Raw genomic sequence first — 17,356 nt, forward strand, 5'->3', positions numbered from 1 at the left:
AGCAGACCGCCGAACACCCGGACAGGCGCGTTCAGGGGCAGGAAACAGGAGGGCAACGGCATGAGCGCAGAGATAAAGATCAGCGTCCCCGGCCTGTTCGCCGCCGCCGGTGCCGGCGTTTCCTTCTCGGTCATCGACATGATCTTCAAGTTCCTGTCGGGTGATTACCCGCTTTACGAAATGGTGCTGTTCCGCTCCGTCATCGCGGTAGCCGTCATGCTTGCTATTATCATGCCGCTGGAGGGCGGCTACCACCTCTTGCGCACCCACCAGCCGAAACTGCACCTTGCGCGCTGTCTGGTGGTGTTCTTTGCCAATATCTGCTTTTTCACCGGCCTCACCCTGCTGCCGCTGGCAGAAGCAGTAGCGATTGCCTTTGCCACGCCATTGATCGTCACCGCCCTGTCGGCGCTGTTTCTGGGCGAACGTCCCGGCCCCTGGCGCTGGGGCGCAGTGTTTGCCGGCTTCCTGGGTGTACTGATCATCATGCGCCCCGGCCCCGGCACCTTCCAGGCCGCGGCGCTGCTGCCTTTCCTCGGCGCCTGCGGCTATGCAACCCTGCACGTGCTGACCCGCCGCGCCGGCAGCAGCGAGGCCGGTGCGACGCTCGCCTTTTATCCGATGATGGGCTTTCTGATTCTCAGCGCCCTGGCTGGTCTTGCCTTTGGCGACGGCCGCTTTGCCACTGGCGACAGCCCGGCCTTCGACTTCATTCTGCGCGCCTGGATCTGGCCCGCGCCGCAGGACTGGCCCTATCTGATCGGCGTCGGTATCGCGGGTTCGGCGGGCGGCTATCTGGTCAGCCAGGCCTACCGCATGAACGAGGCCGCGCTGGCCGCCCCGTTTGAATACATCGCGATGCCGATGTCGGTCCTGTGGGGCATGCTGATCTTCAACGAATGGCCCGACCTGCCGGTCTGGCTCGGCAGCGCCCTGATCATCGCCTCCGGCCTGGTCTCCGTCTGGCGCGAAACCCGCCGCAACCGCCCCGCCCCGCGTCCCCGCCCGCGCGCAGAAGGATAAGCCACATGCCCATTGATGCCGTCGTCTTCGACATCGGCCGCGTGCTGATCGAGTGGGAGCCGGAACGCTTCTACGACAGCCGCATCGGCGCCTCCCGCCGCAAACAGCTGTTCGATCAGGTCCCCCTGCACGAAATGAACCTGAACGTCGACCGCGGCCACCCTTTCCGCGGCAGCGTCTATGCCCTGGCAGATCAGCACCCGGAGTGGCGCGAGGAAATCCGCTGGTGGCACGGATGCTGGCTGCAGATGGTCCCGCGCAAAATCTCCCGCAGCGTCCGGCTGATGCAGGCCTTGCAGGCCAAAGGCATCCCGGTCTTTGCGCTCAGCAACTTCGGCGCCGAGACCTTTGAACTGGCCTGCGGTTGCTATCCGTTCTTGCGTGGCTTTGACCGCACATTTGTCTCTGCCCATTTGAAATGCATCAAGCCAGAGCCGGAAATCTATGCCATTCTCGAACGCGAAACAGGGGTAGCGCCGGACCGGCTGCTGTTCACCGACGACCGCCTAGAGAACATCGAGGCCGCCACGATACGCGGCTGGCAGACCCATCTGTTCACAACCCCCGCCCTCCTGGCGGCGCGGCTGGTGCAGGCAGAGCTGCTAACAGAACATGAGGCCGCCTGAGACGGCACACGCAAAAGGAAGACAGGCACATGAGCATCCCATTCATCGGGTTTGACGAGGGCGAAGCGCTGCTCGATTGGATCAGTTTCACGGGCGCCCTGGCTGCCAGCCACGATTTGCCCAAGGCCGGGATCGGCGATACATTCCTCTACCGCGATCCTGACACGCTGCTCAGCCGCTCCGCCTGGATTGACGGCATGGGCCTGGCAGTGAAGACAGCCAACGTCTTCCCGCGCAACCCCGGCGCAGGCAAGCCGATGATCAACGGCTCCGTCTGCCTTTACTCGGACGCGGACGGCACACTTGAGGCGCTGGTCGACTTCCACCTGGTCACCAAATGGAAGACTGCGGGCGACAGCCTGCTCGGCGCCCTGCGGCTGGCCAACCCCGCCGCCCGCGAAGTGCTGATCGTCGGCGCTGGCACCGTCGGCGGCTCCCTGATCGAAGCCTTCGGCGCCGGCTTCCCGCAGGCGCAGATCCGGGTCTGGAACCGCACCGGTTCCAAGGCCGAGGACCTCTGTGCCAAATACCCCGGCACCCTCCACGCACCGGATCTGGAAACCGCCGTGAGGGCGGCGGATATCATCGTTACCTGCACCATGTCCTCTGAGCCGGTGATCAAGGGCGAATGGCTCAGCCCCGGCCAGCACCTCAACATGATCGGCGCTTACCGCCCCGACATGCGCGAGGCCGATGACGAGGCGCTGCGGCGCGCGCAGGTCTTTTGCGACAGCTTTGATACCACCCTGGACCACATCGGCGAATTCAAGATCCCGCTGGCTGCCGGCACCATCCAGCGCAGCGACGTGCTGGCGGACTACTATGCCCTCAGCCGGTTCCCAGCCTATGACCCGGCCCGGATCACGCTGTTCAAGAACGGCGGCGGCGCCCATCTCGATCTGATGACCAGCCACCACATCCTGCAAAAATGGAAGGCCAAGGCATGATCTTGCTGCTGGTCCTTGTTGTTCTGCTGATCGCCGCCGCGCCTTTCCTGCGCGAACGCCTGCGCAAACCGATGAACACAAAGGTCCGGCAATCCGCCCCCGGCGCCTTCGCGCAGCTCTCCGGCGGGCTGACCCACTACCGCTGGTCCGGTCCTTTGCGCGGGCCGGTTGCGGTCTGCGTGCACGGCCTCACCACACCGTCGTTTGTCTGGGACGGCGTCGCCCGGGGACTGGCCGCCATGGGCTACCGGGTGCTGAGCTATGACCTCTACGGGCGCGGCTACTCGGACCGCCCGGAAGGGCTGCAGGACAGCAGTTTCTTTACCACCCAGCTGGAACAGCTGCTGCAGGATCAGGAGGTCGGCGATGATTTCACCCTGATCGGCTATTCCATGGGCGGCGCCATTGCCACCGCCTTTGCCGCCGCTCACCCCACCCGCCTGCGCGAGCTGATCCTGCTGGCGCCGGCCGGCTTCGGCAGCAGCCCTGGCCGCCTCACCCGGATGATCCGCCAGATCCCGGTGCTTGGCGATTGGCTGATGCACGCGCTCTACCCGGCGCTGCACATCCGCAGCACCGAGGCCGAGCGCAACCTGCCGTCCTCGGTACCCGGCGTCGTCGACCTGCAGCAGCGCGAGCTGGGCTTTCAGGGTTTCATCCCCGCGGTGCTTGCATCCCTGCGCGGCATCCTGAACGAAGATTTCACCGATGAGCTGCGCGGCCTGCACAAGGCCGGCGTGCCGGCGCTGGTGATCTGGGGCCAGGACGACGCAGTGATCCCGCCAAACTCCGCCGGCCGCCTGGCCGAACGCGCCCGCTCGGTCCGCCAGGAGGAAATCCCGGGCGCGGGCCACGGCCTGCCTTACACCCACACGGACGAGGTGCTGCAGATCATCGCCAAAAACCACCGCCGCGGCCTGATGTGACATCCGCGGATAGGCTCCTGTTGCTTCATCTTTGCAGAAATACTCCGGGGTCCGGGGCTGGGCTGGTGGGGGGGATCGGAGTTAATTGGAATGGTGGGCACGGGGTAAATTTGAACGAGGCCTTCGGGTGCGTCAAGAAAACCCTGTGTTTACTGGGAAACCAAATTTGGCTCTCAATCCTGCACCTCGGTCGATGTGGCGCACAATAGATTTTATTATTGCCGCTGATTGCCGCTTGATGCCAAGTGCGGAAACAAACCCTCTCACCATTCGTGCATAGAGGCCACCACCCGCCCGATGCTTGCCAGTTCGCCGGAGGCAAGTTCTACCTGGATAGGCGCATATTCGGGATTGTGACTGCACAGCTTGACCTGGCGTTGCGGCAGGATTTGAAGCCGCTTGATGAGCAAGTCATCACCCAGGCGAAAAACATAAGTCACGCCATCTTTCATATCCGTGGCGGTCGTGTCGATAACTGCAAGATCGCCATTGGAAAGTCTGGGTTCCATACTGTCACCTGCGACCCTGACCACTGCGAGATTGTCCGGGTTCAAGTTTCTGCGCGTTAGCCACCGACGACTAAAGGCGTAGTGGCCAACAACGCTCCCGTCAGTGGCTTGCGCACCATTACCCGCTGAAACTGCTACGTCATAGCGCGGGACATGCACAAAATCATTTTCTTCAGGCAAATATTGCCCATCACCCTGGCTGGGCGATATTTGCCCATCCCCGCCGAGGCCAAGCAGTGCGTTAATATCAATGGCAAACTCTTTCCCTAGGGCAAACAGGAGTTCATGATCAGCCCTTTGGTGGCCTGTTTCCACATGCTTTATCTTATCAGCAGTCACGCCAAGGCGACTGGCCATGGCCGCTCTGGATAGGCCTAAACTTTGCCTGAGATTGGCAAAGTTTGCCGAAAGTTCAGTCATTTAGCACCCAATAAGTATGTAATCAGGAAATAATGTCCCATGCACTCTTGCATGATTTGGAAATATTTGCCAGATTAAGTTTGCAAGATACAACGCAACGAGCATTGCGAGGAAAATATGGCACTAAAAAATAAAATGTTCCAGCCTGGAACCATCCTGCATGAGGTGATTGACGGTGCGTTCCGGTCGATGGGCACCACCTTTGAGGCCTGGTGCCGCGAAAACAGCGTGCATTCCAGCACCGCACGCAACGCCACATATGGCCAGTCCTCAGGCGTGCGCGGCGATCAGCTCCGCGAACGGATCATTGATGCCGCTGGCCGCGACACCGTGAAAGCCGCCTACACCAAGCGGATGGTCATGGAAGCTTCCCGCTTAAAAAGTCCTTGCCCCGCTATGGAGAGCGGGGCGGCAGCGTAAGCGCGGATTGGCTGAAAGGGCTGTGTGACCAGCACATGATCAGCGGCGAGGAGCTGGGAGAGATCCTGCAAATCTACGCCGACTACCTGGAACAGAACCGCCCCGAAGCCGTCAACGAGATCGAGGCAGCCCGCCGCATCGGGCTGAGCATCCAAGAGATCCTTGAGGAACAGGCATGACCCCCAACCATAAACAATTTGAGGCAGCGCAGCGTGTATTCGCAGAGCAGGCGCTGGCAGGACTGTCCGACACGGCCAAGGTGCATTTCGCACTCAAGCTCATGACCGACGTGCGGAACCCGGAAGCCGCCGGGGCGCTGAGCTTTGCGGCCAAGCGCGCCGGTGAACACGCCGCCATCCTGATGCGCGAAGCCTTTGAGCAGGAGTGCGTGTGATGAATGAGCGGTTTCTGGATCAGGCGGAACGGGCCGTTGAGGCCGAACGCGCACGGGCCGTGCAGCAAGTAACGAACGCAGTAGCAGGTGCAGGCCGCAAGGACTGCCGGGACTGCGGCGATGAGATTGAACCCAAGCGGCGCGCAGCCGCACCCTTTGCGGTGCGCTGTGTGGCCTGCCAGCAGGTTGCAGAAAGAGCGGTGTAATCCATGGGTCAGGCACTTCATAAATTCGAGTTGATTGAGGGAGGTTGTTTTGAGCTGGGCCAGGTCCAGCCAAAACAACTGGCAAAACAACCTCAAAACAACCCTGAGAAATGGCTTGCCAGTGTCGAGCTTGAGGATCTGGCTGGTGTATCCCAGGCGGCGGTTCACAAGGCACTGTCCAAACGCTCCTGGCGCGGCTGCGATCTGGTGGTGCGTGAGGAGATCACCGGGCGCGGGCGCGGCGGCAAGACGCTGCAAGTGCATGTGGACAGCCTGCCGGCCGATCTGCGCGAAGCATGGTATCTGGAGCGCGGCATTGTCCTGCACGAAAAACCCGATGCGGACACCGGCCAGACAGTGCTGGTGCCGGAACAGGCCTATAAGAATGACGCCCGGTTTGAGGCCGATTTGGAATTGGCGCGGTGGCGGCATGAGGTTATCCGCCCGCTGCTGACCCTTGAAAGGCAGTCGGCGGAACGCGCCGCGCTGATCGGGGAATTGGCAACAGTGCCGCGCCTATTCCCGAACGGCGCTCGCAAGGCGGTCACCAAACAGACAATCTATAACTGGCTGAATGCCTTTGAGGCCGAGGGCCTGAGCGGTCTGATCCGCAAGAAACGCAATGACACTGGAGCCAAGCGCCAGAAAGTCACACGGGCGTGGGATGCGTTCTTTGCTGCGCACATTGATCCAAAGGCGCAGGCCCAGGTCAGCGATGATCTGACCACCTATATCCGCTCGCTTTGGGCATCCGGCGAGCGCGGCTGGCGGTCGATCTCGGAGAAATCCACCACCCGGCTGATTGAGCTATCCCGCGATCTGCGCGTGGTATCTTTTGATGCGCTGGACATGGGCCGCAGCGGTGACACAGCCAAGGCAGCAACGCAGTTTGGCGTTTGCTATGTGAACCGGCGCAAGGTCGAGGTTGAGCGGGAATACCGGATTATCGCGGTCAAGAATAAGGACAACGCGGTATTCCAGGACAAATACATGCCGTCGATCCGGCGGGATTATTCGGACCTGGCACCGCGCCAGATCGTGGTTGGCGACGTGCACCCGGTGGACATCATGATGCGCCGCCCCGACGGCACCGTGGTCTATCCCAAGGCCATCGCCTGGTATGATGTGGCCACCAATGAGATCCACATGACGTTTGTGCTGCTGGAGCCGAAAGAGGGTATCCGCCGCGAGCATGTGGCCATGAGCTTCCAGGCCATGGTTGAGGAATGGGGCCTGCCCCAGATGCTGTATCTGGATAACGGCTCGGAATACTCCTGGGATGCGATGATCGGGGGCTTTACCCAGCTTTCCAAACTGACCAACGGCGGCATGAAGGTCTATGACCTGGACGGCAGCCCGGATGTTGCAAAGCGGGTAGCGCAGGGCCGCGAGGCAATCACCCGGTCCCGCCCGTACAATGCGAAGGGCAAGCCCGGCATTGAGGGCGCATTCGGCAACCTGGAGCAGGTGTTCTTTGCCACTATCCCCGGCTGGACCGCTGGCGACCGCATGAACAAGAAAACCCATGCCAAGGGCAAAGACCCGGTTGCCTTCCAGGGCGATGCGCATGCCTTCCTGAAAACCGCAGGCCAGGCGCTGGAGTGGTATCACAAGCGCCCGCAGCATGGGCGGTTGAACGGTGCCAGCCCCAACGAGAGCCTGCGCGGTTTCATTGATGAGGGCTGGGGCAAAACGGTTCTGTCCCGTCCTGAGGTGCTGGCGCTGGCGTTCTCGGAGGAAGTGGAGCGGGTGCCGGATCGGGGCCGTGTCAGCTACACCCCGCGCCGTGGTGAGACACTCTATTACTATGCGGATGAGCTGCTGGGCTATGACCGGCGCATCACCCTGCGCGTGCCAGCGTTCAATCCTGAGTTCGTGTTCTGCTTTGATGGTGATGAGTTGATCTGCCAGGCCTTCCCGGAACGCGCCTACGGTGTGCTTGACCCGCGCGGTGCGGAGGAAGTCAACCGGCGCGGCAAGGCGTTCCGCCGCCAGATCGCCGAGAAACGCCGCCATGTGGCCCTGCTGTCTCTGACCGAGGAAACCGAACGCCATATTGCGCATATGCCTGACGCACCGGAGGCCCCGGTGGCGGCGATGGTTGACGCGGGCATGATCGACCGCATGGCACGGCTGGCCAGCCAGGATCAGCAAACCGCGCTGGCCGATGCCGAGAACCGCCGCCAGCAGCGCACCGCGCAGCAGTGGAAAACCGGCCCGAATGAAGCCTTGAACAATCTCAAATATGCGGAGGACGACGAATGAGCGATTTCGTCAAAACGCCCCTGGCCGAGCAGGCCCATCAGATGTGCCAAGTGGTTCTGACCGCCCGGAAATACAGCCGTGCAGGGCAGATTGTCGGCGACCCTGGCACCGGAAAATCATCCTTGACCGATTGGCTGGCAGAAGAATTTGGCGGTGTGCGTATCGAATGCTGGGCTGGCATGGGTGACAAGCACATGCTTCAGGAGCTGGCCCGCGCCTATGACACCCGGTTTGGCACCAACATGGAACTGGCAGGCACGTCCAACACGCTGTTCCAGCGGCTTGTGGCCGAGGGACTGGATGGAAAGCTGCTGCTGGTTGATGAGGCCAATCACCTGAGGTGGCGTTCGCTGGAAGTGCTGCGCGGCCTGTCGGACAAGGGCGCTGGCCTGATCCTGTCGGGCACTGACCTGCTGTCCAAGACCATGACGCACCCGCAGATCCGCATCTACATGGAACAGCTCCGGCAGCGGATCGGCGCAAAGAAGATCGTTATGCAGCCCATCGCCCAGCCGGATGAACTGGCGGCCTATGTGCTGGCCCCGCGCTTTCCGTCGCTCACCAAGACAGGCGCAAAACGGTTCCATGCGTTGTCTGGCGGCAACTGGCGCAGTGCGCACGAACTGGCCGACGCCTGCGAGCGGCTGATGAGCAATGAGCAGATCACTAAGCTGGATGATCGCGTGGTTGAAACCGCAGCGGCCTGGATGGCCGGTCATTCCTGAGGACACCAGCATGAACATCGGATGCGATATGGCCAGCGGCCCGGATCAAACAGTGGTCAGCTTTGGCCCCGGCTGCCCAGGTTTCACCATCGGCGAACTCACCCGGCTGGCCGCAGGAGCCAAGACCAAGGTGCAAGCCTCGGCCCGTGGGTGGTCGATGCTGAGCCGGGAGGAAATCCAGGCGCTCGCTTGGTTCGCCCACCTGTTTCTTGAAGACACGGAACCGGGCCAACCGGCCCCGATCCGTCCCGAACCACCCGTAATTTCACACGTCTGAACAGGAGAAAGACATGGCAACCCGCAAAATGAAATCGACCGCAACCAACGTGCCGGTTCCCCAGGATGACAGCGAGGCGCGCAGTGTCATCCGCGAAATCGGCGATCTGAACCGCGAAGGACTGCGCCTTGAGGCCGAGCTGAACGACAAGGTGGCCAAGCTCCAGGAGGAGTATGGCGAGAAGGTCGCGCCGATCCGCGAACAGGTCACGGCCAAACAGGAAGGCCTCAAGATGTTCTGCGAGGTCAACCGCGACCGGCTGACCGGTGGCGGCAAGGTGAAGTCCCACAAATTTGCTACTGGCGAGATCTCCTGGCGGCTGCGCCCGGCCAAGGTCAACATCCGGGGCAAGGATGATGTGATCACCGCCATCAAAGAGGCACGGCTGGCCAAGAAATTCCTGCGCACCAAGGAAGAAATCAACAAGGATGCCATGCTGGAGAAGGACAACCGCGCCACGGCGGCGGCCCTCAAAGGCGTGACCATCGGTTCGGATGGCGAGGATTTCATTGTGGAACCCTTTGAAACCGAACTGGCAGAGGCGTCCTGACCAAAGGTCAGGCGCCCATGGCGACCGCCACAAAAAGGTGACGGCCCGGAGAGACGGGCACCCCCTAAAGACAATGAGGAAAACCATGAAGAAATCAGAACTTATCGCAGCAGTTGCCAGCACGGCAGATGTCAGCAAAGCGGACGCAGAGCGCGTGCTTGACGCCTTCACCGGAGTGGCGCGCACCGCGTTGTCCGAGGGCAAGAAAGTGCCGCTCACCGACTTTGGCACCTTTGTGACCAAAGAGCGCGCCGCCCGCGCCGGGCGCAATCCGCAGACCGGCCAGCCGCTGACCGTCCCCGCCAAGACGGTGGCGCAGTTCAAGCCCGCCAAGTCTCTGGCTGATCACCTGGCCTGACGATCTGCCGTCGCGCCGGGCAGGCTTCCGGCGCGGCGGCCACCGAGAGGACAAAACAATGAACGCAGATCGTGACCGGAATAAACGGAAAATCGAAGCCTTGCGCCAAATGACAGTGCGCACAGGGTGCACGGAAGCTGAGGCGCTGGCAGCGGCGGAACGTGCGGCCAAACTCATGAAAGAACATGGCATCGCCGATGTAGAGCTGGGAATTGAGAGATCAGCTATCAAAGCGAAATCAATGGGGCGCGGTGCGCGGGACTTCCTTTGGAGTGTCTTGACCGATTGCACCAACACTGTGCTGGTTTTCGATCCGAACCAGTCAGAGGCGATTTTTCTGGGGGAAGCACCTGGATCGGAAATTGCGGCATACCTCTATACGGTTTTGAACCGCGCAATCGACCGGGCGGTTCGTGACTACAAATGCACCGCATCTTACCGCCGCCGGAAAACCGTATCCAGCAAACGGGCTGCGGTTCATGATTTCACCTCAGCCATGGCATTGCGCTTAGCGCATAAGCTGCGGGCTTTGTTCGCTGGTGGCGTTTCGGAGAAATCCAAGAACCGTGCTGTTGCTGCCAGAGACGCCGCCTTTCCAACGCTGACGAAAGTGAGCGCACCGGAACGCAAAACCAAGTTCAATCCGAAAGCCGCTTCTGCGGGTATGCAGGCGGCTGCCGGAGTGGAGCTGGCGCATGGTGTTGGCGGTGAGCGCACTGATTTGATTGGGGGTGTGACATGAGCCTTTCTGGAACCCTGTCACCAAAAGACCTGATCGCCAAAATCGCCTATGTCTCGCAGGCGCTGTACTATCAGTCTGGAGAACCCAGCATAGCATACGCCGGGGCAATCGTCTCGCATCTGGCCGCTCACCCGGAGGATGTTGAGGCGTTTATGCGCGATGGTGCCGAAATGCTCATTGATGGCCGTATGACGCTGATCAGCGGGTGCTTGGCTCACCGTTGCAATGACGGCCAGGTGCGTGGCTCTCATGAGATCCGGGAACTCACCTCGGCGCGGAAGGTGCTGCAATGACCCCCTCCCGCGTTACCCCCGCTGAGATCGCCGAGATTGTCGGCTGCACCGAAAAGCATGTGCGCCGGATGATTGGTCGGGCGCGCGGGGCCGGTCACCACGTCAGCCCGGAATGGTTCGGGCGGATCATGCGCATTGAAGACGGGGAGCACGGCCCGGAGGTCGTGTTCGCCACCCTGCCGGATCACATCCGCGAGGCGTTTGTGATGCTGGATCAGCCGGAACTCCCGCTCACTTAGCCCGGCGCAAATTGAATTTGAATGACCGTTTCCAACCCCTGCATTGACCCCAAGGAACACAACGATGAGTGCTGCAAAAAAGACCTCCCCTAACCGCCGCAACGGTGATCTGGCCATGATCCATATCGCTGCCAAGCGGCTGTTTGGCGATGTCTCCAAGGGCAGCGATACCCGTGCCGATTATGAGGATTGGCTGGCGCGCCACACCGGCAAACGGTCTGCGGGCAAGCTGACCGTTGCTGAGCGCATAGAGCTGATCAAGACCCTGCGCCAAGAGGGGCTTATCCCGGAAAAAGGGCGCGGCGGCTATGGCCAGACGGCGGGCGGCGAGGATCGGCCCACCTCGGCCCAATGGGCCAAGATTGGCGGGCTGTCGCGGGATCTGGGCTGGGACGGGCTGGAAGATGCCCGGCTGCAAGCCTTTGTGAAGCGCACCGCCAAGATATCCAACGCCCGGTTCCTGTCCCGGCATCAGGCCACTGCCGTGATCACCGGCCTGGAGCAGTGGGTGCGCCAGGGCAATGCCGAGGGGGTGCCGGATGCAATGTCCTAAGTGCGGCGGGAAATCCCTTGTTTATGGCGGGCGTTCCCATGGCGCGGTGCGCCAGCGATACCGCCGCTGCCGGATCTGCAACCATCGGTATACCACCTGGGAGGAAATCGAAGACCGGACCTTGCGCAAGTACGAGAAAAAAGCAGTGCGCGCGGATCTGTTTGCCGAATTGGAAGATAAAACAGAAGGTTACGCCGATGGCGAAAAGAGTGCGTAGACCTGCAGCAGGTCTACACGCCGGGATCGGCCACAACGGCGGCCCGGATATGGAAGCGGAGCGCCTGTTTAAGTTGATCGGCCCGCGCACCTCTGAGACCGCCGTGCCGTTTGAATGCGGGGCACCCTGGACGAGGTATGCGACGCCAACCGAACTCAAGCGCCTGGCCAAGCTGCAAGCACGGATCTGGCTGCGCGAGATGGGACTGAAAGACGATAGGGCCGCGCGCCGCCGCATCATGAAAACATGCATCCAGCGCATGAGCCGGGCCAAAGATAAGAACTGAGAGGAAACAGTATGTTAGATCACAAAACCATTTCGGAAACCCTGTTCGAAAACGATATTCGGATGGACTGCATCACCTGGCTGGCAGGCGCAACCGAGGGGTTCACGAATGATGAGTTTTTTACCGATGCCATTTTTGATGCCCTGAACGATTTTGTTTGGGTTCATGACAGCATGAAGATTTTCAATGACGCACCGGAATGCCACGATGAAATCGACTTCCTGGAGTGGACCATCAATCACGGGCTATTTGGGTTTATTCTGCGAGTGCGCACACCGAAACCCACCAAGTTCTGCGCTGATGGCAGCTATCACTCTGCATCATGGGGCTACACGGCAGGCACTGCAATCTATGTGACTGATCTTGCCGAGGCGATGCCCATGGCTATTGCCTGGCGGGATGCCCAGATGGCGGACTGGCGGAACGCAGAGGCCGCCGCATGACCATCGCACAACAAGCCCTCCAGTCCGCTGTGCGCCGCCGTATGGCACGTGCAGTGGTGATCAGGGATGCCAAGGCCTATGAGGCGCTCTACGGCCAGCTACAGGGCGCTATGAGCAATGCCTGGTCTGATGCGATGCGCGAAGGGATCGCGGGGGCGCTGGACCGGCTGCGCGATCTCGGCCCCGGCAAGTTCACCGATCAGGATGGCAAGATGATCCTGCGGGTGCTTGAGGGATCGGTGGGGGCCGAGGCGATCAGCGCGGCCATGCGTGAGCCGGTGATCAACCTCACGGATGCGCTGTACCGTGTCGGGGCCGAAGAAGTCGGCAAGGCCACCGGGGTTTCCATCGCTTTCATGCGCCCGGATCTGGATGCGCTCGACATCCTGAAATCCGGCAACCTGTACTGGATCGGCAATAGCTGGAACGTGAACACGCAAAACCTTATGGCGCAGGCGCTTGAGGACTATTTCACCGAAGGCATGACGCGCGAGGAGCTGACCGCGCGCTTTGCCAAGGATTTTGGAACACTCGCGGAGCGCGGGCAGAGGTATTGGGAGATCCTGGCGGATCACACCGCCACCAAAACACGTGAAATGGGGCGCGTATCTGGATATGAGCGGGCGGGGATTGCCCGCGTCCAGGTGCGTGCCCATCTGGATGAGCGCACCACCAGGATATGCCGGCACATGCACGGGCGCATCATTGATGTGCCCAGGCTGCGCGAACAGCGGGATGAGTATCTGGAAGCGGTCAGCCGCCGCAATGAGCCTGCCGCCAAGGCTGCCTGGACCATGCATGGCGGCGATGCGGATCTGAGCAACACCCCAACCTCCAAGCTGGACCGGGGCACCGCCGGGCCGCCCTATCACTTCCGGTGCCGCACCATCACCGTGGCCTATTTCGGCAGCGGTGACAGCGACATTGACCGCTGGACCCGTGCCGCCTATGACCGTGAACCCCTGGGCCGCAAGGATATTGGCACGGTGATTGACCGGGCCAAGGGCGCACGCTGGCCGCATACCAAGGTGGTGCGCGGCCACTACCGCAAGCACGGCGGCAGGCTGGGCCGGAACACACAGGCGGACTACAGCCAGGCTGCGGTGGATCTTATCCGGCGCGGGGATCGGGATGTGTATCTTTCCATGCGCCAGGGCGTTTTGAACGCCACTTTCGTGCGGGCCAAAACCATCACGCTGGCAAGCGGCAAGACGCGCCAGGGCTTTGAAGTCACCGCCGTGGATATGACTGAGAACAAGATCACCAGCCACCACTGGCGCGCGAAGATTGAAACCACGGGCGATGAGGTGCCCGCACAGAAACAGCCCGGACGGGGGATAATGAAATGGCTTACACAGTATTGGGCATGAAGCCCGAAGACCTGGCCGGAGAGCCGCTGCTGGCCGGCATGTTCGGCTGTTATGACACCATCGGCGATCCTGCCTTTGATCTGGATCGGGATGAATGCCTTCATGAGCGCTCCGCTTATGAACTGGTGCGCGATCAGCTTACCGATGCGCAGCGGGCCGAGCTGAACCAAGTAGACGCCTATTGGAAGGCAAACCCGGAGGCATTCAATGCCGCCTTTGCGGTGTTCCACTTCCAGGAGGATAAGGCCACCGCGCTCACCGGCTTTGTGGTTGATGAGCATGGCGACGTGCCCCCCATCCCGCGCGGGCATTGGTGGTGGCGTCCGATTGAGCAATGACATGCAAAGAAAATCGAGAAATCTTTGCATGTTGCGGAGACGTGTAAAGGAAAGCCGGTTTTCCTTTACACGTTTGAATGACGAGAGGGAGTGAGACATGGCTATTATCGTTTGCCCGTCCTGCGGCGGTACTGGCACCTATAGCCGCCATGAGGGGCGTGACGGCTGGCAGACATTTACCTGCACCACTTGCGGCGGTGAACGTGTTGTTGATGAGCAAATCACGCGGGTGTTGAAGCGGCTGCAGCCTATCCCTAAACACGCGGCGCAAAATAAATTGGATTGATTGCCGCCCGCCCGCTACAACCCAGGAAGGTTCTAAGATTACACTTCAATCACTTGGAGAATTTTCTCTGATGTCATTTCTTATGAAGTCCTGCAAAGCAGATCACCACCTAAAGAAGGCGGATAGCATACGGATAGGTACTCTAGGATACTTCCGAAAGCACCCAGACCCTGAAGTGGGAGACGATCTTGAAGCAGCTCTTTCAACCAGAGTAGAAATACGATCGCCAAGCGTTTTCCCAAGCCAAGTTCTGACTGCAATTCTGCCTCAGGGCATAGATTTTGGTGATAACGCGAAAATTCTTCGGCGACCCCATCAAATGTACCTGAATCACTACCACATCAATAAAGTTGTGAGGGGACAGGTGCATATTGAGCGTTATGATTGCCGGTATGTGACCGAAGGATCTGATGCATTGATTTTCTGCATGACGCTGGTGAAAGATCAAGCTTCAGATCCAAGGCTTGGCTACAGTTCCTCTTGGAAGATGCGGAGGTCCTCGGCAGAGCGCTTTGGAAAAAAGCTGCTAGCCGAACTAAACGGAAAATTTCGCGATGAACCCGTGTATTTCTTAGGTGAAGACCATGAAGAAAATGGGGTAGATCCGAATGCGGTGAGTTTTACTTTACATCATGCACCTGTCAAATACCGGGCTAGAAATGTGCACCTTGTAGATCCGTCGCTCACCGAACTTCGCAAGCTGGGCCATCTGTTGAAAAACTCAGATATGGTTAAGACTTTAAACTACGTTGATCAAGACGAGTACCGTTTCTGCTTTCGCCTTCTTCACAAAGATACCTTGGTCAAACTAAGAAGCGACCTAGAACATGTTGACATCAATGCGAGTTTCTTCCGGCGGTACACTTTGTAGCAGCGCATCTTTATTGGAGAACCTACTCCTGTTCAGCGAATGTACTGAGAAAAGCGGCTCCGCTTAGGCGGGGCCGTCTTTCATTTTGCGCAGTTGCGCGGCTTCCACCCGGTAGAGCGCGGCACGGTTCTGCTTGGTTGCGATGTCCCCGCTGACCCAGCCGGGGCGGATGCCGGTGCCATAGCGGGCCAGCAGGGCTTTGACCTCCTGATCACAGGACGCGGCCAGTTCCTCCAGCGTTTCCGGTGTTGGTTCAATCATTTGTCGGCCTTCCCGTCCATCTTGTCTTCAATGCGCTGGAGGCCTTCCTTGATGTCGTTAAACCCTTTGCGCATTTCGTCCCGGTCCCGTCCTTGCATAGCTTCCAGAAGTGCCACGCGCCCTTTGAGGCTGAACCATGCACCAGCCACCACGACCAGCGTGCCCCCCCAGGTCAGGATGTCTTTTAGCTCAACCTGCATGCCGGCCCCCTGCCTTGAAGAACTGGCGAACATGCCAGCGGATGGTGGCAGTGTTGACGGCCCTGTGCAGCAGGATGCGCCAGAGTGCGGGCATGCCAAGCACGCCCAGGGCCTCGCGGAAATTCCGGTCACAATGCCAGCGGCTGCATGTCTGATGTTCCAGCATCCAATCATGCAAGGCGGTTGCCTGCACATAATTGGGGTGTGCCATCGGTACGAACAGGCGCAGCAGCAGCGGCACCGATGCCCCATCGAACCGGAACCCTTCCAGCACCGTGATGACCTCGGCGGGCTGGTCCAGGCTGCCCACGGCATATTCGAACCGTTCGGCCACCTCCCAGGCAGGCGTGTGCCATCCGGGCGGCAGCAGCTTGCGCCATCCAGTTGGTTTTTCAGGAACCGGCACGATCTTTAGCGGCCTGGTGAAACTCGACATTGCGTCACCCTTTATCTGTGTTCAGCGGGATCAGATGTGAATGGTTCGGGCAGGCCGCTGCAAACACCGCATAGGCCTCGCCGATCTCGGCTTGAGTTTGGGGCGTGTCACTGCGCGAGCGGGTCGGCAGGCTCATGCCCCAGACGCGGCAGATCGCGTTTTCAGTCGCGGTAACCGGCATCGCTATCGGGCTGCACGCTGTCAGGATCAGCGCGGGCAGAGCTGACCCGATCAGTGATCGCATTGGCATTCTGGAGATCCTTTTTCTCAAGGGTTTCGGTGACATCCCGCCTGGCAGACCGGCGCAGCCAGGCGAGAAAGATGGCAAAGCCGGTGGCAAGTGCGGCGAGAACCGCCGCACGCAAGGGGATGAAGCGCATCACGCGACAGCCCCCCGGAAGCCGATGCCTGCCAGCCCTGCGTTGATCAGCATCGCAGGCGGCACATCGCCGGATAGGGCGCGCAAGGTTTCAGCCAGGGCAGCAAGCCCGTGCATGGGTTCGCTGGCGATTGCGCAGCCGATCAGCACCGGCATAGCCGAGGCCCACCAGGTCAGGCTTCTGGGCTTGAAATACTTGGATTTCATGCGGGCACCTCAATCTCAGAGGTCAGGAAGTTCAGCAGGTAAAGCACCCGCTTGGACCAGCCGCGCATGTAGGTGGCGGAATTGGCAGTGTGCGCATAGCGGCGCAGACGCCAGCTCAAGAAATCAAACACCAGTTCGGCAGTGTCGGCGCGGTGCGCGGCGGCCAGTGTTTTCGGGCCAATGATGCCGTCAGCAGTGACGCGCAGGGCCTTTTGCAGCAGGCGTGCGCCGATGCCGGTGCCCTGGTTGACGGCGCAGTCAAAGACGGCCACGGCGATTTCAGGCGGCAGCTCATCACATTTGCTGGCATCCCAGTAATCCCGTTTATAGATCGCAATCGCGTCTTCGCGGGTCAGCGCCTTGATGTTCACCTTGGGATAGCTGCGCTTGGAGATCCCGAAGTTGGTTTCCCCGCCGGGGTCGCGCGGGTCATTCACGTAGCCGCCTTCGATCTGCTCTTTCAGAACGAAGCCGGCGGCCTGGTCAAAGACCGTGGCCACCGCTGCGGGACCAGCGGGGGCTTTTGCCGGTGTGGAGGGGGTGGGTTTGCGTCTTGCCATGGTATTTCCTTTCAATGACTTGGGTGATT

Annotated in this window: 31 protein-coding genes; 23 read left to right on the forward strand and 8 right to left on the reverse strand. The window is 60.4% G+C overall.

Going from position 1 to position 17,356, the window contains the following annotated elements; translation table 11 throughout:
* Nucleotides 1-60 precede the first annotated feature (60 nt).
* From L1069_RS17125 to L1069_RS17140, 4 genes are read left to right on the forward strand one after another with little or no spacing between them, the layout of a single operon-like run.
* The gene (locus L1069_RS17125; RefSeq protein WP_237456485.1) at nt 61-1,023 is read left to right on the forward strand and encodes a DMT family transporter; all 963 of its coding nucleotides are present in this window, start codon (nt 61-63) and stop codon (nt 1,021-1,023) included.
* A gap of 5 nt (nt 1,024-1,028) precedes the next feature.
* A complete protein-coding gene (locus L1069_RS17130; protein ID WP_237456486.1) occupies nt 1,029-1,649 on the forward strand; it encodes an HAD family phosphatase in 621 nt (206 codons plus the stop codon).
* A 29-nt stretch (nt 1,650-1,678) separates the two neighbouring features.
* A complete protein-coding gene (locus tag L1069_RS17135; protein ID WP_237456487.1) occupies nt 1,679-2,596 on the forward strand; it encodes an NAD(P)-binding domain-containing protein in 918 nt (305 codons plus the stop codon).
* On the forward strand, nt 2,593-3,522 hold the full coding sequence (locus L1069_RS17140) for an alpha/beta hydrolase (RefSeq protein WP_237456488.1): 930 nt from the start codon (nt 2,593-2,595) through the stop codon (nt 3,520-3,522). Before L1069_RS17135 ends, L1069_RS17140 begins: the two co-directional genes overlap by 4 nt.
* Nucleotides 3,523-3,785: 263 nt before the next feature.
* On the opposite strand, the gene L1069_RS17145 is transcribed toward L1069_RS17140, so the two are convergent.
* Nucleotides 3,786-4,451, reverse strand: a complete 666-nt coding sequence (locus tag L1069_RS17145) for a S24 family peptidase (RefSeq protein ID WP_237456489.1) — start codon at nt 4,449-4,451, stop codon at nt 3,786-3,788.
* Nucleotides 4,452-4,568: 117 nt separating this feature from the next.
* Between L1069_RS17145 and L1069_RS17150 the strand changes: the two genes are divergently transcribed.
* From L1069_RS17150 to L1069_RS17240, 19 genes are all read left to right on the forward strand, one after another.
* Nucleotides 4,569-4,871: a hypothetical protein gene (locus L1069_RS17150; protein WP_237456490.1), complete on the forward strand. Its 303-nt coding sequence runs from the start codon at nt 4,569-4,571 to the stop codon at nt 4,869-4,871.
* Between the two features lie 35 nt (nt 4,872-4,906).
* A complete protein-coding gene (locus L1069_RS17155) occupies nt 4,907-5,050 on the forward strand; it encodes a hypothetical protein (RefSeq protein ID WP_237456491.1) in 144 nt (47 codons plus the stop codon).
* Nucleotides 5,047-5,265 (forward strand): hypothetical protein, encoded by a 219-nt coding sequence (locus tag L1069_RS17160; RefSeq protein ID WP_237456492.1) that lies wholly within the window; start codon nt 5,047-5,049, stop codon nt 5,263-5,265. The genes L1069_RS17155 and L1069_RS17160 overlap by 4 nt, the downstream gene beginning before the upstream one ends.
* The gene (locus L1069_RS17165) at nt 5,265-5,471 is read left to right on the forward strand and encodes a TraR/DksA C4-type zinc finger protein (protein WP_237456493.1); all 207 of its coding nucleotides are present in this window, start codon (nt 5,265-5,267) and stop codon (nt 5,469-5,471) included. Before L1069_RS17160 ends, L1069_RS17165 begins: the two co-directional genes overlap by 1 nt.
* A gap of 3 nt (nt 5,472-5,474) precedes the next feature.
* Nucleotides 5,475-7,736: a transposase domain-containing protein gene (locus tag L1069_RS17170; protein ID WP_237456494.1), complete on the forward strand. Its 2,262-nt coding sequence runs from the start codon at nt 5,475-5,477 to the stop codon at nt 7,734-7,736.
* Nucleotides 7,733-8,461: an ATP-binding protein gene (locus L1069_RS17175; protein WP_237456495.1), complete on the forward strand. Its 729-nt coding sequence runs from the start codon at nt 7,733-7,735 to the stop codon at nt 8,459-8,461. Before L1069_RS17170 ends, L1069_RS17175 begins: the two co-directional genes overlap by 4 nt.
* Nucleotides 8,462-8,471: 10 nt before the next feature.
* Entirely contained in the window at nt 8,472-8,738 is a 267-nt protein-coding gene (locus tag L1069_RS17180) for a hypothetical protein (RefSeq protein WP_237456496.1), read from the forward strand.
* 13 nt (nt 8,739-8,751) lie between these two features.
* Nucleotides 8,752-9,288, forward strand: a complete 537-nt coding sequence (locus tag L1069_RS17185) for a host-nuclease inhibitor Gam family protein (protein ID WP_237456497.1) — start codon at nt 8,752-8,754, stop codon at nt 9,286-9,288.
* A gap of 73 nt (nt 9,289-9,361) precedes the next feature.
* Nucleotides 9,362-9,646: an HU family DNA-binding protein gene (locus L1069_RS17190; protein WP_275423086.1), complete on the forward strand. Its 285-nt coding sequence runs from the start codon at nt 9,362-9,364 to the stop codon at nt 9,644-9,646.
* 58 nt (nt 9,647-9,704) lie between these two features.
* Nucleotides 9,705-10,388, forward strand: coding sequence for a DUF2786 domain-containing protein (locus tag L1069_RS17195; RefSeq protein WP_237456499.1), 684 nt, complete (start codon nt 9,705-9,707; stop codon nt 10,386-10,388).
* Nucleotides 10,385-10,681 carry a hypothetical protein gene (locus L1069_RS17200; protein WP_237456500.1) on the forward strand — a complete coding sequence of 99 codons (297 nt, stop codon included), beginning with the start codon at nt 10,385-10,387 and terminating at the stop codon, nt 10,679-10,681. The genes L1069_RS17195 and L1069_RS17200 overlap by 4 nt, the downstream gene beginning before the upstream one ends.
* Nucleotides 10,678-10,920 carry a hypothetical protein gene (locus tag L1069_RS17205; protein WP_237456501.1) on the forward strand — a complete coding sequence of 81 codons (243 nt, stop codon included), beginning with the start codon at nt 10,678-10,680 and terminating at the stop codon, nt 10,918-10,920. The genes L1069_RS17200 and L1069_RS17205 overlap by 4 nt, the downstream gene beginning before the upstream one ends.
* A gap of 64 nt (nt 10,921-10,984) precedes the next feature.
* Nucleotides 10,985-11,473, forward strand: coding sequence for a regulatory protein GemA (locus tag L1069_RS17210; RefSeq protein WP_237456502.1), 489 nt, complete (start codon nt 10,985-10,987; stop codon nt 11,471-11,473).
* A gap of 23 nt (nt 11,474-11,496) precedes the next feature.
* The gene (locus L1069_RS17215) at nt 11,497-11,976 is read left to right on the forward strand and encodes a hypothetical protein (RefSeq protein WP_237456503.1); all 480 of its coding nucleotides are present in this window, start codon (nt 11,497-11,499) and stop codon (nt 11,974-11,976) included.
* An 11-nt stretch (nt 11,977-11,987) separates the two neighbouring features.
* Nucleotides 11,988-12,419, forward strand: a complete 432-nt coding sequence (locus tag L1069_RS17220; RefSeq protein WP_237456504.1) for a hypothetical protein — start codon at nt 11,988-11,990, stop codon at nt 12,417-12,419.
* Nucleotides 12,416-13,789 carry a hypothetical protein gene (locus L1069_RS17225; RefSeq protein ID WP_237456505.1) on the forward strand — a complete coding sequence of 458 codons (1,374 nt, stop codon included), beginning with the start codon at nt 12,416-12,418 and terminating at the stop codon, nt 13,787-13,789. The genes L1069_RS17220 and L1069_RS17225 overlap by 4 nt, the downstream gene beginning before the upstream one ends.
* The gene (locus L1069_RS17230) at nt 13,765-14,127 is read left to right on the forward strand and encodes a hypothetical protein (RefSeq protein ID WP_237456506.1); all 363 of its coding nucleotides are present in this window, start codon (nt 13,765-13,767) and stop codon (nt 14,125-14,127) included. Before L1069_RS17225 ends, L1069_RS17230 begins: the two co-directional genes overlap by 25 nt.
* 97 nt (nt 14,128-14,224) lie before the next feature.
* Entirely contained in the window at nt 14,225-14,413 is a 189-nt protein-coding gene (locus tag L1069_RS17235; protein ID WP_237456507.1) for a hypothetical protein, read from the forward strand.
* A gap of 70 nt (nt 14,414-14,483) precedes the next feature.
* Nucleotides 14,484-15,284 (forward strand): hypothetical protein, encoded by an 801-nt coding sequence (locus tag L1069_RS17240; RefSeq protein ID WP_237456508.1) that lies wholly within the window; start codon nt 14,484-14,486, stop codon nt 15,282-15,284.
* Nucleotides 15,285-15,347: 63 nt separating this feature from the next.
* Here L1069_RS17240 and L1069_RS17245 read toward each other — a convergent pair whose 3' ends face one another.
* The 7 genes from L1069_RS17245 to L1069_RS17275 are packed head-to-tail and all read right to left on the reverse strand — an operon-like array spanning nt 15,348 to nt 17,327.
* The gene (locus tag L1069_RS17245) at nt 15,348-15,545 is read right to left on the reverse strand and encodes a hypothetical protein (RefSeq protein WP_237456509.1); all 198 of its coding nucleotides are present in this window, start codon (nt 15,543-15,545) and stop codon (nt 15,348-15,350) included.
* Nucleotides 15,542-15,745, reverse strand: a complete 204-nt coding sequence (locus L1069_RS17250) for a hypothetical protein (protein ID WP_237456510.1) — start codon at nt 15,743-15,745, stop codon at nt 15,542-15,544. The genes L1069_RS17245 and L1069_RS17250 overlap by 4 nt, the downstream gene beginning before the upstream one ends.
* Nucleotides 15,735-16,181, reverse strand: a complete 447-nt coding sequence (locus tag L1069_RS17255) for a DUF1353 domain-containing protein (RefSeq protein WP_237456511.1) — start codon at nt 16,179-16,181, stop codon at nt 15,735-15,737. The genes L1069_RS17250 and L1069_RS17255 overlap by 11 nt, the downstream gene beginning before the upstream one ends.
* 4 nt (nt 16,182-16,185) lie before the next feature.
* Nucleotides 16,186-16,362 (reverse strand): hypothetical protein, encoded by a 177-nt coding sequence (locus L1069_RS17260; RefSeq protein ID WP_237456512.1) that lies wholly within the window; start codon nt 16,360-16,362, stop codon nt 16,186-16,188.
* Nucleotides 16,343-16,564 carry a hypothetical protein gene (locus L1069_RS17265; RefSeq protein WP_237456513.1) on the reverse strand — a complete coding sequence of 74 codons (222 nt, stop codon included), beginning with the start codon at nt 16,562-16,564 and terminating at the stop codon, nt 16,343-16,345. Before L1069_RS17265 ends, L1069_RS17260 begins: the two co-directional genes overlap by 20 nt.
* The gene (locus tag L1069_RS17270) at nt 16,561-16,767 is read right to left on the reverse strand and encodes a hypothetical protein (RefSeq protein ID WP_237456514.1); all 207 of its coding nucleotides are present in this window, start codon (nt 16,765-16,767) and stop codon (nt 16,561-16,563) included. The genes L1069_RS17265 and L1069_RS17270 overlap by 4 nt, the downstream gene beginning before the upstream one ends.
* A complete protein-coding gene (locus tag L1069_RS17275; RefSeq protein ID WP_237456515.1) occupies nt 16,764-17,327 on the reverse strand; it encodes a glycosyl hydrolase 108 family protein in 564 nt (187 codons plus the stop codon). Before L1069_RS17275 ends, L1069_RS17270 begins: the two co-directional genes overlap by 4 nt.
* Between the last annotated feature and the right edge of the window lie 29 nt (nt 17,328-17,356).

The sequence above is a fragment of the Leisingera sp. MMG026 genome, assembly GCF_021654205.1.
In the GTDB taxonomy this organism is placed as follows: Bacteria; Pseudomonadota; Alphaproteobacteria; order Rhodobacterales; family Rhodobacteraceae; genus Leisingera.

What these genes read in the sequence shown, in the direction of transcription:
- L1069_RS17270 (WP_237456514.1), bottom strand. Translation starts at nt 16,767, where the DNA reads ATGAAATCCAAGTATTTCAAGCCCAGAAGCCTGACCTGGTGGGCCTCG.
- L1069_RS17240 (WP_237456508.1), top strand. Translation starts at nt 14,484, where the DNA reads ATGTCATTTCTTATGAAGTCCTGCAAAGCAGATCACCACCTAAAGAAG.
- L1069_RS17245 (WP_237456509.1), bottom strand. Translation starts at nt 15,545, where the DNA reads ATGATTGAACCAACACCGGAAACGCTGGAGGAACTGGCCGCGTCCTGT.
- L1069_RS17190 (WP_275423086.1), top strand. Translation starts at nt 9,362, where the DNA reads ATGAGGAAAACCATGAAGAAATCAGAACTTATCGCAGCAGTTGCCAGC.
- L1069_RS17160 (WP_237456492.1), top strand. Translation starts at nt 5,047, where the DNA reads ATGACCCCCAACCATAAACAATTTGAGGCAGCGCAGCGTGTATTCGCA.
- L1069_RS17200 (WP_237456500.1), top strand. Translation starts at nt 10,385, where the DNA reads ATGAGCCTTTCTGGAACCCTGTCACCAAAAGACCTGATCGCCAAAATC.
- L1069_RS17205 (WP_237456501.1), top strand. Translation starts at nt 10,678, where the DNA reads ATGACCCCCTCCCGCGTTACCCCCGCTGAGATCGCCGAGATTGTCGGC.
- L1069_RS17260 (WP_237456512.1), bottom strand. Translation starts at nt 16,362, where the DNA reads ATGCCGGTTACCGCGACTGAAAACGCGATCTGCCGCGTCTGGGGCATG.
- L1069_RS17145 (WP_237456489.1), bottom strand. Translation starts at nt 4,451, where the DNA reads ATGACTGAACTTTCGGCAAACTTTGCCAATCTCAGGCAAAGTTTAGGC.
- L1069_RS17220 (WP_237456504.1), top strand. Translation starts at nt 11,988, where the DNA reads ATGTTAGATCACAAAACCATTTCGGAAACCCTGTTCGAAAACGATATT.
- L1069_RS17195 (WP_237456499.1), top strand. Translation starts at nt 9,705, where the DNA reads ATGAACGCAGATCGTGACCGGAATAAACGGAAAATCGAAGCCTTGCGC.
- L1069_RS17155 (WP_237456491.1), top strand. Translation starts at nt 4,907, where the DNA reads ATGATCAGCGGCGAGGAGCTGGGAGAGATCCTGCAAATCTACGCCGAC.
- L1069_RS17230 (WP_237456506.1), top strand. Translation starts at nt 13,765, where the DNA reads ATGGCTTACACAGTATTGGGCATGAAGCCCGAAGACCTGGCCGGAGAG.
- L1069_RS17130 (WP_237456486.1), top strand. Translation starts at nt 1,029, where the DNA reads ATGCCCATTGATGCCGTCGTCTTCGACATCGGCCGCGTGCTGATCGAG.
- L1069_RS17170 (WP_237456494.1), top strand. Translation starts at nt 5,475, where the DNA reads ATGGGTCAGGCACTTCATAAATTCGAGTTGATTGAGGGAGGTTGTTTT.
- L1069_RS17225 (WP_237456505.1), top strand. Translation starts at nt 12,416, where the DNA reads ATGACCATCGCACAACAAGCCCTCCAGTCCGCTGTGCGCCGCCGTATG.
- L1069_RS17175 (WP_237456495.1), top strand. Translation starts at nt 7,733, where the DNA reads ATGAGCGATTTCGTCAAAACGCCCCTGGCCGAGCAGGCCCATCAGATG.
- L1069_RS17150 (WP_237456490.1), top strand. Translation starts at nt 4,569, where the DNA reads ATGGCACTAAAAAATAAAATGTTCCAGCCTGGAACCATCCTGCATGAG.
- L1069_RS17255 (WP_237456511.1), bottom strand. Translation starts at nt 16,181, where the DNA reads ATGTCGAGTTTCACCAGGCCGCTAAAGATCGTGCCGGTTCCTGAAAAA.
- L1069_RS17135 (WP_237456487.1), top strand. Translation starts at nt 1,679, where the DNA reads ATGAGCATCCCATTCATCGGGTTTGACGAGGGCGAAGCGCTGCTCGAT.
- L1069_RS17165 (WP_237456493.1), top strand. Translation starts at nt 5,265, where the DNA reads ATGAATGAGCGGTTTCTGGATCAGGCGGAACGGGCCGTTGAGGCCGAA.
- L1069_RS17235 (WP_237456507.1), top strand. Translation starts at nt 14,225, where the DNA reads ATGGCTATTATCGTTTGCCCGTCCTGCGGCGGTACTGGCACCTATAGC.
- L1069_RS17180 (WP_237456496.1), top strand. Translation starts at nt 8,472, where the DNA reads ATGAACATCGGATGCGATATGGCCAGCGGCCCGGATCAAACAGTGGTC.
- L1069_RS17125 (WP_237456485.1), top strand. Translation starts at nt 61, where the DNA reads ATGAGCGCAGAGATAAAGATCAGCGTCCCCGGCCTGTTCGCCGCCGCC.
- L1069_RS17210 (WP_237456502.1), top strand. Translation starts at nt 10,985, where the DNA reads ATGAGTGCTGCAAAAAAGACCTCCCCTAACCGCCGCAACGGTGATCTG.
- L1069_RS17250 (WP_237456510.1), bottom strand. Translation starts at nt 15,745, where the DNA reads ATGCAGGTTGAGCTAAAAGACATCCTGACCTGGGGGGGCACGCTGGTC.
- L1069_RS17275 (WP_237456515.1), bottom strand. Translation starts at nt 17,327, where the DNA reads ATGGCAAGACGCAAACCCACCCCCTCCACACCGGCAAAAGCCCCCGCT.
- L1069_RS17140 (WP_237456488.1), top strand. Translation starts at nt 2,593, where the DNA reads ATGATCTTGCTGCTGGTCCTTGTTGTTCTGCTGATCGCCGCCGCGCCT.
- L1069_RS17215 (WP_237456503.1), top strand. Translation starts at nt 11,497, where the DNA reads ATGGCGGGCGTTCCCATGGCGCGGTGCGCCAGCGATACCGCCGCTGCC.
- L1069_RS17185 (WP_237456497.1), top strand. Translation starts at nt 8,752, where the DNA reads ATGGCAACCCGCAAAATGAAATCGACCGCAACCAACGTGCCGGTTCCC.